This is a genomic window from Pseudomonas sp. 25 R 14 (genome assembly GCF_900004755.1).
Taxonomy (GTDB): domain Bacteria; phylum Pseudomonadota; class Gammaproteobacteria; order Pseudomonadales; family Pseudomonadaceae; genus Aquipseudomonas; species Aquipseudomonas brenneri.
This window is the reverse complement of the sequence record NZ_CVTS01000051.1, coordinates 14,053-30,255: the sequence shown is the minus strand read 5'-3', so window position 1 is coordinate 30,255 and position 16,203 is coordinate 14,053. Positions and strand designations below refer to the sequence as shown.

Annotated in this window: 11 protein-coding genes and 4 tRNA genes; 4 read left to right on the top strand and 11 right to left on the bottom strand. The window is 57.3% G+C overall.

What is annotated here, in order from left to right; genetic code table 11:
- Window positions 1–108: 108 nt before the first annotated feature.
- The 8 genes from clpX to BFQ03_RS17600 form a co-directional block, all read right to left on the bottom strand.
- Window positions 109–1,392 carry an ATP-dependent Clp protease ATP-binding subunit ClpX gene (gene clpX, locus BFQ03_RS17635; protein WP_032860281.1) on the bottom strand — a complete coding sequence of 428 codons (1,284 nt, stop codon included), beginning with the start codon at window positions 1,390–1,392 and terminating at the stop codon, window positions 109–111.
- Between the two features lie 112 nt (window positions 1,393–1,504).
- A complete protein-coding gene (clpP, locus tag BFQ03_RS17630) occupies window positions 1,505–2,140 on the bottom strand; it encodes an ATP-dependent Clp endopeptidase proteolytic subunit ClpP (protein ID WP_029298421.1) in 636 nt (211 codons plus the stop codon).
- A 92-nt stretch (window positions 2,141–2,232) separates the two neighbouring features.
- Window positions 2,233–3,543 (bottom strand): trigger factor, encoded by a 1,311-nt coding sequence (tig, locus tag BFQ03_RS17625; RefSeq protein ID WP_032860283.1) that lies wholly within the window; start codon window positions 3,541–3,543, stop codon window positions 2,233–2,235.
- Window positions 3,544–3,672: 129 nt separating this feature from the next.
- Window positions 3,673–5,376 (bottom strand): group II intron reverse transcriptase/maturase, encoded by a 1,704-nt coding sequence (gene ltrA / locus BFQ03_RS17620; protein ID WP_065943651.1) that lies wholly within the window; start codon window positions 5,374–5,376, stop codon window positions 3,673–3,675.
- A 1,424-nt stretch (window positions 5,377–6,800) separates the two neighbouring features.
- A tRNA-His gene (locus tag BFQ03_RS17615) sits at window positions 6,801–6,876 on the bottom strand.
- 76 nt (window positions 6,877–6,952) lie between these two features.
- Window positions 6,953–7,037 (bottom strand) — tRNA-Leu (locus BFQ03_RS17610).
- A gap of 60 nt (window positions 7,038–7,097) precedes the next feature.
- A tRNA-His gene (locus tag BFQ03_RS17605) sits at window positions 7,098–7,173 on the bottom strand.
- 32 nt (window positions 7,174–7,205) lie between these two features.
- A tRNA-Arg gene (locus tag BFQ03_RS17600) sits at window positions 7,206–7,282 on the bottom strand.
- Window positions 7,283–7,562: 280 nt separating this feature from the next.
- On the opposite strand from BFQ03_RS17600, the gene folD reads away from it, so the two are divergent.
- Entirely contained in the window at window positions 7,563–8,417 is an 855-nt protein-coding gene (gene folD, locus BFQ03_RS17595) for a bifunctional methylenetetrahydrofolate dehydrogenase/methenyltetrahydrofolate cyclohydrolase FolD (protein ID WP_032860284.1), read from the top strand.
- Between the two features lie 717 nt (window positions 8,418–9,134).
- A complete protein-coding gene (pbpG, locus tag BFQ03_RS17590) occupies window positions 9,135–10,058 on the top strand; it encodes a D-alanyl-D-alanine endopeptidase (protein WP_032860285.1) in 924 nt (307 codons plus the stop codon).
- 41 nt (window positions 10,059–10,099) lie between these two features.
- Here the strand turns inward: pbpG and BFQ03_RS17585 are convergent, their stop codons facing one another.
- Window positions 10,100–10,786, bottom strand: a complete 687-nt coding sequence (locus BFQ03_RS17585) for a peptidase C39 family protein (RefSeq protein ID WP_032860314.1) — start codon at window positions 10,784–10,786, stop codon at window positions 10,100–10,102.
- A gap of 212 nt (window positions 10,787–10,998) precedes the next feature.
- Here BFQ03_RS17585 and BFQ03_RS30280 point away from each other — a divergent pair, with 212 nt between their 5' ends.
- Window positions 10,999–11,160, top strand: a complete 162-nt coding sequence (locus tag BFQ03_RS30280) for a hypothetical protein (protein ID WP_167360818.1) — start codon at window positions 10,999–11,001, stop codon at window positions 11,158–11,160.
- Window positions 11,161–11,196: 36 nt separating this feature from the next.
- Here BFQ03_RS30280 and BFQ03_RS17580 read toward each other — a convergent pair whose 3' ends face one another.
- Together BFQ03_RS17580 and BFQ03_RS17575 are read right to left on the bottom strand one after the other, a co-directional pair.
- Window positions 11,197–12,477, bottom strand: coding sequence for a Zn-dependent hydrolase (locus BFQ03_RS17580; protein WP_065943650.1), 1,281 nt, complete (start codon window positions 12,475–12,477; stop codon window positions 11,197–11,199).
- A gap of 67 nt (window positions 12,478–12,544) precedes the next feature.
- The gene (locus tag BFQ03_RS17575; protein WP_065943649.1) at window positions 12,545–14,032 is read right to left on the bottom strand and encodes an NCS1 family nucleobase:cation symporter-1; all 1,488 of its coding nucleotides are present in this window, start codon (window positions 14,030–14,032) and stop codon (window positions 12,545–12,547) included.
- 598 nt (window positions 14,033–14,630) lie between these two features.
- Between BFQ03_RS17575 and hydA the strand changes: the two genes are divergently transcribed.
- Window positions 14,631–16,070: a dihydropyrimidinase gene (gene hydA, locus BFQ03_RS17570; protein WP_065943648.1), complete on the top strand. Its 1,440-nt coding sequence runs from the start codon at window positions 14,631–14,633 to the stop codon at window positions 16,068–16,070.
- Window positions 16,071–16,203: the final 133 nt, after the last annotated feature.

The following is a 16,203-nucleotide window of genomic DNA, read 5'->3' as shown; positions in this document are numbered from 1 at the left end:
CGTGTAAAAAAAACAAGCTCAATGCTGGCAGTTACACACAGTAAAAATTCTCATGAAAAACAAAGGGGCCCCTAGAGGCCCCTTGTTTGTACCGAAACTGCGCAACGCTTATGCGTCTGGCGCAGCCTTGGCAGTCGGCTCACTGTTTTCGTAGATATACAGTGGCTTGGACTTACCTTCTATAACGCTTTCGTCGATCACCACTTTACTCACCTCGGACTGCGAGGGGATTTCGTACATGGTGTCGAGCAGTACGCCTTCGAGAATCGAACGCAAACCGCGTGCGCCGGTCTTGCGCTCCAGTGCCCGCTTGGCCACCGACTTGAGCGCGTCAGAACGGAACTCAAGGTCCACGCCTTCCATTTCGAACAGCTTGGCGTATTGCTTGGTCAGGGCGTTTTTCGGCTCGGTGAGGATCTGAATCAGAGCAGCCTCATCCAGCTCGTCCAACGTGGCCAGGACCGGCAGACGACCAACGAATTCCGGGATCAGACCAAACTTGACCAAATCGTCAGGCTCGACTTCACGCAGGGACTCGCCCACCTTCTTGCCTTCTTCCTTGCTGCGCACTTCTGCACTGAAACCAATGCCACCCCGAGTGGAACGCTGCTGGATGACCTTTTCCAGACCGGAGAACGCGCCGCCACAGATAAACAGGATGTTGCGCGTATCAACCTGCAGGAATTCCTGCTGCGGGTGCTTGCGGCCGCCTTGGGGCGGTACGGAAGCGACCGTGCCTTCAATCAGCTTCAGCAGGGCTTGCTGCACGCCTTCACCGGAAACATCCCGAGTGATCGACGGGTTGTCGGACTTGCGCGAAATCTTGTCGATTTCATCGATATAGACAATACCCATCTGGGCTTTCTCTACGTCGTAGTCGCACTTCTGCAGCAGTTTCTGAATGATGTTCTCGACATCTTCACCCACGTAGCCAGCCTCGGTGAGGGTGGTGGCGTCGGCGATGGTGAACGGAACGTTCAGCAGGCGAGCGAGGGTTTCTGCAAGCAGGGTCTTACCCGAGCCTGTAGGACCGATCAGCAAGATGTTGCTCTTGCCGAGTTCGACTTCGTCGCCTTTCTTGTCACGCTGGTTCAAGCGCTTGTAGTGGTTGTACACCGCTACGGCCAGAACCTTCTTTGCACGCTCTTGACCAATCACGTACTGGTCAAGGATGCCGCTGATTTCTTTAGGCGAAGGCAATTTATGCGCGCTGCTTTCGGCCTGTGCCTCCTGCACCTCCTCACGGATGATGTCATTGCACAGGTCGACGCACTCGTCGCAGATAAAGACCGAGGGGCCGGCAATCAATTTGCGCACTTCATGCTGGCTTTTGCCACAGAAGGAGCAATAGAGCAGCTTGCCGTTGTCCTCGCCGTTGCGGGTGTCAGTCATTCGTTCGATCCAAATCCGATAGGCTTGCAACACAAGATGAAGGCTTATGCGGGCTTTTTCAAGCCCGCCAGTGGTCGGACATGCCGACCAGCCCTATTTTGAGCTGCTTATATTAAGCGGGGCGCTTGTCGATCACGGCGTCGATCAGCCCGTATTCACGCGCGGCCTCGGCACTCATGAAGTTGTCGCGGTTGGTATCGCGCTCGATTTCTTCCAGGGTGTGCCCGCTGTGCTTGGCCATCAGCGTGTTGAGACGCTCGCGGATAAACAGGATTTCCTTGGCGTGGATCTCGATGTCCGATGCCTGCCCCTGGAAACCGCCCAGTGGCTGGTGAATCATCACGCGCGAGTTGGGCAGGCAGAAACGCTTGCCTTCGGCACCGGCTGTCAGCAGGAATGCACCCATGCTGCAGGCCTGGCCAATGCACGTGGTGGATACATTCGGCTTGATGAACTGCATGGTGTCGTAGATCGACATGCCCGCCGTTACCGAACCGCCTGGGGAGTTGATGTAGAGATGGATGTCCTTGTCCGGGTTTTCCGCTTCAAGGAACAGCAGTTGCGCACAGATCAGGTTGGCCATGTAGTCCTCTACCGGACCAACCAGAAAGATCACTCGCTCCTTGAGCAGGCGCGAGTAGATGTCATAGGCGCGTTCGCCACGAGCAGATTGCTCGACAACCATCGGGACCAGGCCGCCTGCGGCCTGGATATCAGAGTTCTGCTGAATATACGAATTACGGAACATGCTCTGCAGTTACTCCCAAATAGTCATGTCTTGAATACGCATAAGCCAGCGCGAGGCTGGCTTATGGGTGTATTTTCAAACGAGTTGGACAATCAGTCGGCTTGTGCTGCTTCAGCCGGCTTGACTGCTTCTTCGTAAGAGACCGCTTTGTCGGTCACCTTAGCCTTCTGCAGAACAGTATCCACAACTTGTTCTTCCAGCACAACCGAACGGACTTCGTTCAGTTGCTGGTCATTCTTGTAGTACCAAGCCACGACCTGCTCAGGCTCCTGGTAGGCCGAAGCCATTTCCTGGATCATTTCGCGAACGCGGTCTTCGTCAGGCTTGAGGTCGAACTGCTTGACCACTTCAGCCACGATCAGGCCCAACACGACACGGCGCTTGGCTTGTTCTTCGAACAGCTCGGCCGGCAGTTGGTCAGGCTTGATGTTGCCACCAAACTGCTGAACAGCTTGTACGCGCAGGCGATCCACTTCATTGGACAGCAGGGCCTTAGGCACTTCGATCGGGTTGGCGGCCAGCAGACCGTCCATTACCTGGTTCTTGACCTTGGACTTGATGGCCTGGCGCAGCTCACGCTCCATGTTCTTGCGAACTTCGGCGCGGAAACCTTCGATACCGGTTTCCTTGATACCGAACTGGGCGAAGAACTCTTCGTTCAGCTCTGGCAGCTTAGGCTCGGAAACGCTGTTGACCGTCACGGTGAACTCGGCAGCTTTGCCAGCCAGGTCCAGGTTTTGGTAGTCAGCAGGGAAAGTCAGGTTCAGGACGCGCTCTTCGCCGGCTTTAGCGCCAACCAGGCCGTCTTCGAAACCCGGGATCATGCGGTTGGAACCCAGAACCAACTGGGTGCCCTTGGCCGAGCCGCCAGCGAATACTTCGCCGTCAACCTTGCCCACGAAATCGATGTTCAACTGGTCTTCGTTCTGGGCGGCACGATCGGCCACTTCAAAACGGGTGTTCTGCTTGCGCAGGATTTCCAGCATGTTGTCCAGGTCGGCATCAGCCACTTCGGCGCTCAGGCGCTCGATTTCGATACCTTCGAAACCAGCCACTTCGAACTCTGGGAACACTTCGAATACGGCAACGTATTCCAGGTCCTTGCCAGCTTCCAGGGACTTAGGCTCGATGGAAGGCGAACCAGCCGGGTTCAGCTTTTGCTCGACAACAGCTTCGTAGAAGGAAGCCTGGATCACGTCGCCTACGGCATCTTGACGCGCATCAGCACCAAAACGGCGCTTGATTTCGCTCATCGGCACTTTGCCTGGACGGAAACCAGCGATCTTGGCCTTCTGGGCAGTCTGCTGCAGACGCTTGTTGACCGCAGTCTCGATGCGCTCTGCCGGCACGGTGATGCTCATGCGGCGCTCGATAGCAGTAGTATTTTCAACAGAAACTTGCATGGATATTCCTCGTTGCACAGACGTTAGCCGGCCGTTTCCGACCCAAGAATGTCGGGTAGAGATGGGCCATTACTGGCCCACCTCCCCCTAAGAACCGTACGTGCGAGTTTCCCCGCATACGGCTCGGGCCTAATCAAAACCCCCGGTAAGGGGAGCCGGTTTGTTCACTGTCAATCCGCGAGCGTGTAGCCGCTGGTGACAAAGGGGGTGCAATAGTACCCGGTTATTTAGGGAGTCTCCACCGCCTTTTGTGCGGTACAGAATGTGGTGATCATGCCACCCCGTCTCCTTCGTAATCGGTAACTTACATATTGGACACAATCCTTTCTGACTCTGGAATAGGCTCAAGATTTGCTTACGGTACGCCAGCCTTTTGAGCATCTGTTCCATACGCCTTTTCTCACCCATTTCCTCCATAGAAGGATCGAAGGGGTTGTACTCCCCACTCACCTTCTTGTGTCGTTCGATCGGAGTGCTCGCTAGCGAGTACAACTCGATCGTCCGCATCTCTCCCTTGTCATTCATCGTCGCGGTAGCAAACACCCCTTTCCGCCCCTTCATGGGTTTAAAGTATTTCGCTCCGATCCACTGGAGTGTTTTCTTAGGGTGTCGCCGTTTTGCCCAACGCCATAGAGCCAGAAAGATCATGTAATCCATGCGGCTATACGCTTTCTTGGCTACCACAGGCTGGTGATAGAACGCCCAGCCACGCAGTATCGGATTAAGCTGTCGGATCAGATCCTCCTGCCTTACCGCTTTGCTGGTACTGATGACCTCCCTTACCTTGCTATAGAACGCTTTCACGTTTTTCTTGCTTGGCTTGATCAGAAGCTTCCCATCGTACTTGCGGAAATTCCAACCTAGAAAGTCAAAGCCTTCCTTTATATGGACGATACGCGTCTTCTCGAGTGACAACTGCAGCCCCCGCACTGCTAGGAACTGCTCCACCCAAGGTCTGACTTCAGTTTCCAGCACCTCTCGCGAGGTTCCAGTTATCACAAAGTCATCCGCGTAACGCACCACATTGATTTTCAGCTTCTTGGCCTTGGTCACACCCAGATGTTGCTTAAGTAGTGACTCCAGCCCATCCAGCACCAGATTCGCCAAGCTGGGCGAGACAATCCCGCCCTGTGGCGTACCGGCATCCGTTGCCTGTAGCTGGCCCTTATGAATCACGCCAGCTTTCAACCATTTTCGGAGAACCACCTTATCCGTTGGGACGTTGGTGATAAGCCAGTCATGATTGATATGGTCAAAGCAGCCTTTGATGTCCGCCTCCAAAACCCATTGGGCCGAAACCTTCTTGGATAGGCATACGAACAACTGCCCCATTGCATCCGCCGTAGATCGCTCGACCCTAAAGCCGTAGCTGTTTGGATCGCCGGTGGTTTCTGCAATGGGTGCCAGAGCAAGCAAATACAACGCCTGCATTGCCCTGTCCGTCATGGTCGGAATGCCCAGAGGACGCTCCTTTCCATTTGACTTCGGAATAAACACACGCCGTAAAGGCCGCGGCTTATATCCATGGCGCTTCAACCCATTTGCCGCCTTCCATTTGGCATCGGGTGTATCCCAGAGCACGCGGTCGACTCCCGCCGTGCGCTTACCCTGGTTTTCAGTGACTCGCCGTACGGCCAAGTATCTGGCCGAGCGAGAGCGGGTCAGCATCCGTTGCAGGGCTTTCACCCTGCGCCAGTTGCCTTCCCGACAAGCCTTCGCAATCCGTATCTGCATCGCCCGGACATTCCGCTGAACACGCCACCAATCGATGTCATGCCAGTGCTGCGGAGCGCCGGAAGGCGCAGACACGGCCAATTGGCTATGTTCTAACATGCTGCCTTCCTCTCAAGTTGCCCCAAGCGAAAGACGCACACACCCCCTGACGGGAATGGACGCTCCCGCCAGGGTTGGATTAATAGAAGATCCGTTACAGCTGGATCTCTAGGTTTATTGAGACAGGTTCACTCAGAGTTCATGCGACGAAAGACCACGCAGAAGTCTGCTCGGTTTCCCGTGGAGCAATGTTCCAGCCCCTATCCGGGCCATTACAGCCCGGCTTTCGCTTTCTCTGCGATCCCATACCCGCACAGCCAACGGATCACCTTGCGGCTCACCTGCCCGAAGGCAGCTATACGGGCTTACCACGTTCCCTGCCTGTCACACGACTGGGTTAGAGTCTGCCTATTCGCCGGCGACCTTATGTGACGACGTGTTCCGACCCTTGACCAGAACAACCGGTCGCATCACCTTTTTGGTTAATGCCTATCAGCAGATTAGGCACCGTAATGCTGACGACGTTTATTAGCAGTTCACTTGTGTTACCCATACCAGCCAGCCTAGCGCCTCAACCCGGTACTGCTCCGAGCATCTGCGCTCCGCCTCACGGCGAAGACACACCCATAAGGGGGCTACATTGTTGGAAGAGCTTCACACCCCACCGTTACCAGTGACGCATGTCTTCCTAGGCTATCGTTGGTCGCACAACGAGTCCGCTGCCACTCCAAACAGGCAATGGTTGGACAATGACAGACAGAGCTTTCGCTCATGTCTCCGGTTTGATGTGAACAGGGACTGCCGAGGCAGCATGCTCAAAGAATTGTTACCTCCTGTTTCAAAGCAGGAGGGAACCCCAGCGGGGATTCTCTCCCGCATGGGTTTAGCCCTGAATAGGGCTGATGTGTAGTGGGCACTCCAATACCGGAAGAACCGGTATTGTGGTCGAGCCTCCGAGCGCTAATCGACCTTGGGTTTGCCACCGCCGCTGCGGCAAGTCCTTGAAGGCATTGGACTTCTGGGAGGGTTTTGTTTCTTGGGATTGGGCACCCAAGCTCTCGGCTCTCTTTCGAAAACCCTTCAAGATGACTCTACACCTCGAAGTTTAGGAGACACGCCACGCGTGTCGCACCAAGGGCATGCATTCTAGTGGGTCAAACTCAAGAAGTCACCCTACTGAAAACGGGTTAAAAAACAGCAGGCATTTTACAGGTACGAATGCACGAATGCTCCTCGCCCCAGTGACAAATACAGCCAATCACGCCAGGGCTCTGTGCCAACCCTTCTATATATAGAAGAAGCTGCCAACCATCTCCCCGGCTGCCGACCTTGCACACAAGGCCGACGGGCAGAACGGCATCATCGAGAAACAAAAATACGACGAAACGCCCCACCCCTGCGACCCAAAACCTGCAGTCGCCGAATACGCAAACCGCTAAAACAAAAAAGGCGCCAGACTGTTAAATCTGGCGCCTTTCGGAATATGGGGTGGACGAAGGGGATCGAACCCTCGACAACGGGAGTCACAATCCCGTGCTCTACCAACTGAGCTACGCCCACCATATTGCGTGACAAAGAAGCCAACTGCCTTCTCTGTTGAGCACCAACCCAGCCAATGCAGGGGTGACGCTTTATTTGGTGCGGATGAAGAGACTCGAACTCTTACGCCTCGCGGCGCTGGAACCTAAATCCAGTGTGTCTACCAATTCCACCACATCCGCGGCTTGAAGCTTTTTTAAAACAAAGGCGCCAGACCGTTAAATCTGGCGCCTTTTCAAATATGGGGTGGACGAAGGGGATCGAACCCTCGACAACGGGAGTCACAATCCCGTGCTCTACCAACTGAGCTACGCCCACCATCTTGCGCTACTTGTGCCAAAGCTGCCTAATGGCGCACCCGGCAGGACTCGAACCTGCGACCATCCGCTTAGAAGGCGGATGCTCTATCCAGCTGAGCTACGGGCGCCTGATTAATCTGTACTCTTGGAGGACTACAAACTAAATGCTTCCAGCCTTACACAATAAAACGGCTATTGCGCTCGACCTTCTTAACCAGTGCTAGGCTGTGCCCGACAAGTGCGACGAATAGTATAGACGCCCCTAGGGGCCGTCAAATCTTTTTTGAAAAAAATTCATTTTATTTAAGGGGTTAGGGGAATTTGCAGACCAAGCGCCTTTGCCCTCACGTCCTGGCGTGCGAGAATGCGCGCACTTTTCCTCCCCCTCTCGATGGTTAATCACGCGTAATGACTGCACAACTTATCGACGGCAAATCAATCGCCGCCAGCCTGCGCCAGCAGATCGCCAAACGTGTCACCGAGCGTCGCCAGCTTGGCCTGCGCACGCCGGGGCTCGCGGTGATCCTGGTCGGCAGCGATCCTGCCTCCCAGGTTTATGTCTCGCACAAGCGTAAAGACTGTGAAGAGGTCGGCTTTATTTCCAAGGCCTACGACTTGCCTTCCGACACCACCCAACAGGCCCTCACCGACCTGATCGACGGTCTCAACGACGATCCGAACATCGACGGCATCCTGCTGCAATTGCCGCTGCCAGAGCACCTGGACGCCTCCCTGCTGCTGGAGCGCATCCGCCCCGACAAAGACGTGGACGGCTTCCACCCTTATAACGTCGGTCGCCTGGCCCAGCGCATTCCCCTGCTGCGCCCCTGCACACCGAAGGGCATCATGACCCTGCTGGAAAGCACCGGCGTCGACCTGTACGGCCTGGATGCAGTGGTGGTTGGCGCGTCCAACATTGTAGGTCGCCCGATGGCCATGGAGTTGCTGCTGGCCGGCTGCACTGTGACCGTCACCCACCGCTTCACCAAGGACCTGGCAGGCCACGTCGGGCGTGCCGACCTGGTCGTGGTCGCCGCGGGCAAGCCAGGCCTGGTCAAGGGCGAGTGGATCAAGGAAGGCGCCATCGTGATCGACGTGGGTATCAACCGTCAGGATGACGGCAAGCTGGTGGGCGACGTGGTGTACGAAACCGCCCTGCCCCGCGCCGGATGGATCACCCCGGTACCTGGTGGTGTTGGCCCGATGACTCGTGCATGCCTGCTGGAAAACACGCTGTACGCAGCCGAAACGTTGCACAGCTAAAAGGACCCCGCCTTGACGCAACGCTGTTAGGTCACGCCGGGCTTCCTGAAAAATCCGCTATCAGATATCTGGCAGCGGATTTTTTTATTCCTGCCCGAGAGATTTGACTTGCTCCCTGTCAACAAGAACAGCACGCCGCGGTTTCCTGAAAATGATGCCTGCGCGCTTAAAGGCCACACCTATAAGGAGCGCAACCCCCAAACTCCATAACCCTATGATGGTCAGTGCCATACATCCTCCTCAAGTATTGCCACCACGTACGACACGACGATTACAAAAAAAACTGACAATCGCCATTGTCGCACTGGCTCTCAGCGTATTGGCATCAGCGGCTCCAGCGATCAACAACGTTGTAGTACCCGTCACCATGAAGCCTGTGCCCACACACAGTAATAAATTGGTCGCCCATCGGATCGTTTTGCCGTTCATCTACGTCCCTGTTTTCAACAACGCCTCCTCAATTCAACGTTAACAAAAAGCCCATATCAAAGGCTCTGAGGTTTTTGTATCAGTCCTACACACCCAGGACCGACAGGACCGTTTTTACGGAGCCTTATCGCCAACGCGCTTGCGCTACAAACCTAACCAATCATCGGCTTACAGCCTTTATTTAAAGGCTCTCTATCAGTTTGTGATCCATACTAATAATATGTAACGTCATTTTTCATAAAACCGGCTGCATCCGGTATTTTTCTACCTTTTAGCGAGTTCATCCGCGTGAAAATTCATCTTTCTCTCATCAGCCTGTTCTTCGCATTCGCAGGCACTGTCGCCAACGCCAGTGAAACCACCCTGGCCCCACGGGACACCTCGCAACTGCACATCGCCTCAGGCAGCGCGATGCTGGTGGACTTGCAAACCAACAAAGTCATCTATTCCAGCAACCCCGACGTGGTCGTACCGATCGCCTCCGTCACCAAGCTGATGACCGGCATGGTGGTGCTGGATGCCAAGCAGAATATGGATGAGTACATCTCCATCAACATCAGCGACACCCCGGAAATGAAAGGCGTGTTCTCGCGAGTCAAGCTCAACAGCGAAATGCCGCGCAAGGAAATGCTGCTGATTACCCTGATGTCCTCGGAAAACCGTGCAGCTGCCAGCCTGGCCCACCATTATCCGGGTGGCTATGCGGCGTTTATTGCCGCAATGAACGCCAAGGCCAAGGCCCTGGGCATGACCAGCACCCGCTATGTCGAGCCCACCGGTCTGTCGATCCATAATGTGTCCACCGCCCGCGACTTGAGCAAGCTGGTGCAGGCCGCGCACAAATATCCGCTGCTCACGCAATTGAGCACCACCAAGGAAAAGACCGTGTCGTTCCGCAAGCCCAGTTACACCCTGGGTTTTTCCAACACCGATCACTTGGTCAACCGCGCCAACTGGGATATCAAGCTGACCAAGACCGGTTTCACCAACCAGGCCGGTCACTGCCTGGTGCTGGTGACGAGCATGGGCAACCGCCCAGTGTCGCTGGTGATCCTCGACGCCTTCGGCAAATTCACACACTTTGCCGATGCCAGCCGTATTCGCAAGTGGATTGAAACGGGCAAGAGCGGCTCGGTGCCAGATGTGGCCCTGCAATACAAGGCCGACAAGAACCTCAAGGGCCGCCAGACCGGGGTCGCCCAATCGCACTGATGTACGACTGACAAAAACGGCGCTCTCGAGCGCCGTTTGCGTTATGGCTGCTTTGGCCTTTCAGCCATGACCTTGAGTGCCTGTGCCGCCGCCTGTTCCTGGCCGGCCTGGGCGGTGGCGTTGGCGGCCTGCTGCCACCTCGCCGTATCCAGGTTGACCGGCAACTGGCTCGGACGCTGCACCAGCACCGCCCACTGCCCGGCGCTTTTCCAGGCGGACTCGAAGTCGCTGAACGCCACCGGGCGTCGCCGATCCCTGGCGACGCGCAACAACACCGTACTGTTTTGCTGGTTAAAGCCCACCAGTACCGCATAACGCGGCTCGGCCCAGAGTGTCGAGCCTTCGGTAATCCGCACCATCACCGGATACCCCGCCGCCACCTGCGCCAACAGCGCCGTCAGCCTGGTATCCAGCGGATACACCAACATCCCGTATTCGCGCGCCAGCACTTGCATGTTGCGCTCAAGGTCGGCTTCCCCACCGGGTAGATGCAATGGCTTATCCAGTAAGCCCGGTGTAATCACAATGCCTTGTTGCGACAGCATGCTGGCCAGGGCAGCCGGACCGCCCTGGTACGTGTCGCCACGAAACGCCGGCACGCCGTTGAGCTCTACACGTTCGGGCAGGCCCTTGATTTTTGAAGGTGTGGGATGCCCGGCACACGCGGCCAAGCCAAGGACGCAGGCAGCCACCAGCAAGGAGGCTTTGAGGTTCGACCGTAAACGCAACTTCTTCACTCTCTTGATCATCTGCGGGCTGGGGCGTTGATCATAGGACGCTCTTGGGCCCGGGTATAGCCTTGGGCAGCAGTAAAAAGCCCGGGATAGAGCAAACAAGTTGGACGCACACGACCATTGGTCAATAGCACGCAACCGGGAGGCAGCTAGACTGTCCATTGCAAAGACAGTGTGTGCCCTGCACAGGGCAAAAGGAGGCACTCATGAGCCTGACAACCACGATTTTCCTGTTGGTGCTTGGCTGGCTGGCCGTCGCCGGCGCCATGCTGTGGGGCGTGTTGCGCGTGACCCGCCGGCACCCTCATCCACAGCCCAAGGCCGAGGCACGCGCCAAGACCCACAAGCCAGTCGCGCATCACGCCTGACCGAATCCAGGAGCCGGCAAGCCGGCTCCTGCAGATCTACGCCACCTGCTTGCGGGCCACCGCAGCCGAAGCCGCCACCATCGCCCGCAGCAACACCGCGCACCCCGCCGCCAGGTCATCGGGTGCGGCGTTTTCGATTTCGTTATGGCTGATCCCGCCTTCACATGGCACGAATATCATCCCGGCCGGCCCCAACTCAGCGACGAAGATCGCGTCATGCCCAGCGCCACTGACGATATCCATATTCGACAGGCCCAGGCCATTGGCCGCCTCACGCACCGCATCGACACACCCCTTGTCGAAATACAGCGGCGGGAAGTCAGCGGTCGGCACCATCTCGAAGCTCAGGCCGTGCTTGGCGCAAGTGTCGTCGATCACCTTACGCACCTGGGCAATCATCGAATCCAGGCGTGCCGGTTCCAGGTGACGGAAGTCCAGAGTCATGCGTACTTCGCCAGGGATCACATTGCGCGAGCCGGGATAGGCTTGCAGGCACCCCACCGTGCCACAGGCATGGGGCTGATGGCCGAGTGCGGCAGCGTTGACCGCCGCCACCACTGCCGACGCACCGACCAGGGCGTCCTTGCGCAGGTGCATCGGCGTCGGACCGGCATGCGCCTCGACACCGCGCAGAGTCAGGTCGAACCATTTCTGGCCGAGCGCTCCCAGCACCACGCCGATGGTTTTGCGTTCATCTTCCAGGATCGGGCCCTGCTCGATATGGGCTTCGAAGTAAGCCCCAACCTTGTGCCCGCTGACTGGCCGGGAGCCCGCGTAGCCAATCGCGTTCAGCGCATCACCCACCGTGATGCCCTCTGCGTCGGTTTTGGCCAGCGTGTCTTCAAGGCTGAATTTTTCGGCGAACACCCCGGAGCCCATCATGCAGGGAGGGAAGCGCGAGCCTTCTTCGTTGGTCCATACCACCACTTCCAGCGGCGCTTCGGTTTCGATCTTCAGGTCATTGAGCGTGCGCAACACCTCCACGCCCGCCAGTACACCGAAGCAGCCATCGAACTTGCCGCCCGTTGGCTGGGTGTCGATATGGCTGCCGGTCATCACCGGTGGCAATGCCGGATTGCGCCCCGCGCGACGGGCAAAGATATTGCCCACGCCATCGATGGTCACCGTGCAGCCCGCCGCCTCGCACGACTGCACAAACAGATCGCGAGCCTGGCGGTCGAGGTCGGTCAGGGCCAGGCGACACACGCCGCCCTTGGGCGTGGCGCCGAGCCTGGCGAGGTCCATCAACGACTGCCACAGGCGGTCACGGTTGATGTGCTGATGGGTGGATTGCAGAACGTCGATGGCAGCGTTCATGGTGATCTCCTCAGGCAATATTTCTTATGATTGACGCGGTCCCACATTTGATTGCATTCCACATCACTTACAGGGATGTCTTGGCAGCGACAGGGTTTGTTTTACGCTTGCTGCACAGGCCGTAATACAACAACCCGCCCAGCGCCGATCCCGTGAACCAGCCGTAGCTGTAGAACCAACTGAACGCATCGCTGCCCAGTGACAGCAGGGTCAGCACCACCGGCACGCCAAAAGCGATAAATCCCGCGACATTCCACGCCGGGTACACGTCATCGCGATACAAACCCGCCAGATCCAGTCGCTGGCGGCGAATCAGGAAATAGTCCACTACCATGATCCCGGCAATCGGCCCCAACAGGCTCGAATAGCCGAGCAGCCAGTTGGAATAGACCGTTTCCAGGCTGACATCGGAAACGATCAGCCCGAGCTTTTTCAGCAGTTCATGGGCCATCAGCGCCAACCCCACCAGACCGGTGAGCACCACCGCGGTGGTGCGGTTGATCAACTTGGGCGCGATGTTCTGGAAATCATTGGTGGGCGAGACAATATTCGCCGCCGTGTTGGTCGACAGTGTGGCAATGATGATCAACGCCATCGCCACCGCTACCCACACCGGGCTCTGGATATGTCCGATCAGGGTCACCGGGTCGGAGACGCTGACGCCCACCAGTTTCACCGAGGCCGCCGTCATGATCACGCCCAGTGCGGCGAACAGGAACATGGTCAGCGGCAGGCCGAAAATCTGCCCCAGGATCTGGTCCTTCTGGCTTTTGGCATAACGGCTGAAGTCAGGAATATTCAGGGACAGGGTGGCCCAGAAACCGACCATCGCGGTCAGTCCGGCCATAAAGTAACCCGTCAGGCTCGCGCCTTCGGGGCGCTTGGGTGGGATGGCCATCAATTCGCTGATCGACACATTGGGCAACGCCCACACCAGCAAGCCGATACCCACCGCCACCAGCAGCGGTGCCGACAGGGTTTCCAGCCATTTGATCGACTCGGCGCCGCGCAGCACCACCCACAGGTTCAACACCCAGAAGATCATGAAACCGATCACCTCGCCGGTGCCGCCCAGGCTCTTCCAGCCCTCGAAGATCGAGCCGAGGAACAAGTGGATCGCCAGCCCGCCGAACATCGTCTGGATGCCGAACCAGCCACAGGCCACCAGCGCGCGGATCAGGCACGGCACATTGGAACCGAGAATGCCAAAGGATGAGCGCAGCAGCACCGGGAACGGAATGCCATATTTGGTACCGGGAAAGGCATTGAGCGTCAGGGGCACCAGCACCACGATATTGGCCAGCAGGATTGCCACCAGCGCCTCGCCTACCGACAAGCCGAAGTACGCGGTGAGCACGCCGCCCAAAGTGTAGGTCGGCACGCAGATCGACATGCCGACCCACAATGCCGTGATGTGCCACTTGTTCCAGGTTCGTTCGTGCACCTTGGTCGGTGCCATGTCGTGGTTGTAACGGGGGCTGTCGAGGACGTCGCTGCCGGCGTCGAGTTCATACAGGCCGTCGCGTTCTATGACTTGCGATCTGTTCTGTTGCATGGCCGCTCCACGGTTTTTTTAAAATTATTGTTGCTCATCCGGCGCTCAACGCTGGATGGCCGTAGTCCCGCATGAACATGACATCACGGACCCGGCCAACCGGCAGCGCACTCAATTACCGTGCCGCAAGCCATCGCCCCATCCGTACCGCTTATATAACTGGCTGATGTTTATCAGCTTTATTGTCTTAACCGAAAAGTCCCACGCCACTTGCAACGTTACTCAGGCCAAATAACGCAGAAGTTGTCCGAACAATCAGGACTCAATCTGGTGCAACACAATTATTTTTATTGCTGCCCGCCGTCAAGAGGCAACTCTCAAGCGTCTGATTTGCAATAGGAAATGTTGCTCATATTACGAACCTGTCAAGTGCGTCAAAATGGTGAGAGGGCGCTACATTTTGGTGAATTTAAGTTTTTATTCTTAGATATCAATAACTTAATACAGATATATGCTTATAAAAAATAATCTTGATCATTCGAAAAACTCGGGCTAGCTTCTATTCCTGTCACCACTGACAAGAATAAACCTTGCACAGTGTGCAGCACTACAACACTTAGAACTGGCATAAGCCGGTCAAGCCTCTGAGGAACTCGGCATGTCTCTGTTGATCCGTGGCGCCACCGTTGTTACCCATGATGAAAGTTATAAAGCCGATGTCTTGTGCGCAGACGGTCTAATCCGCGCCATTGGCACTGATCTGGATATTCCCGCCGGCACCGAGATACTCGATGGCAATGGCCAGTACCTGATGCCCGGCGGTATCGATCCCCATACCCATATGCAACTGCCCTTCATGGGCACCGTGGCCAGCGAAGACTTTTTCAGCGGCACGGCAGCGGGCCTGGCAGGCGGAACCACATCGATCATCGACTTCGTGATTCCCAACCCGCAGCAGTCGTTGATGGAAGCCTTCCACCAGTGGCGCGGCTGGGCCGAGAAGTCGGCGGCCGACTACGGGTTTCATGTGGCGATTACCTGGTGGAGCGAACAGGTCCGCGAGGAAATGGCCGAGCTGGTGACCCATCACGGCATCAACAGCTTCAAGCACTTCATGGCCTACAAGAACGCGATCATGGCCGCTGACGACACCCTGGTCGCCAGCTTCGAGCGCTGCCTGGAACTGGGCGCGGTGCCCACCGTGCACGCAGAGAACGGCGAGTTGGTGTATCACCTGCAACGCAAGCTGCTGGCCCAGGGCATCACCGGGCCCGAGGCCCATCCACTGTCCCGCCCCTCGCAAGTGGAAGGCGAAGCCGCCAGCCGCGCGATCCGCATTGCCGAAACCATCGGCACGCCGCTGTACCTGGTACACGTTTCAACCCAGGAAGCCCTCGACGAAATCACCTACGCCCGCGCCAAGGGCCAGGCGGTCTATGGCGAAGTCCTGGCCGGGCACCTGCTGCTGGACGACAGCGTCTACCAACACCCCGACTGGCAGACCGCCGCAGGCTACGTGATGAGCCCGCCCTTCCGCCCGCGCGGGCATCAAGAGGCACTCTGGCGTGGCCTGCAATCAGGCAACTTGCACACCACCGCCACCGATCACTGCTGCTTCTGCGCCGAACAAAAGGCTGCCGGGCGTGACGACTTCAGCAAGATCCCCAATGGCACCGCCGGCATCGAAGACCGCATGGCGTTGCTGTGGGACGAAGGGGTCAACACCGGGCGCCTGTCGATGCAGGAGTTTGTTGCACTGACCTCCACCAACACCGCGAAGATCTTCAACCTCTACCCACGCAAGGGCGCGATCCGGGTCGGTGCCGATGCCGACCTGGTGTTGTGGGATCCCCAGGGCACACGGACCATTTCGGCCAAGACCCACCATCAGCAGGTGGACTTCAACATCTTCGAAGGCAAGACCGTGCGCGGCGTGCCCAGCCACACCATCAGCCAGGGCAAGCTGGTGTGGGTCGACGGCGATTTGCGCGCCGAGCGCGGTGCCGGGCGCTATGTCGAGCGGCCGGCGTATCCGGCGGTGTTCGAGCAGTTGCGCAAGCGCGCGGAGCGTTCCAAGCCCGCCGCGGTGAAACGCTGACATCGCCGATCGCAGGCAAGCCAGCTCCCACACTTGATCGGGTTCACACAGTTCAAATGTGGGAGCGGGCTTGCCCGCGATGAGGCCAGTGCAAACCACAAAAAACCAATGCCCGCCAGAGGCAAAAAAACCG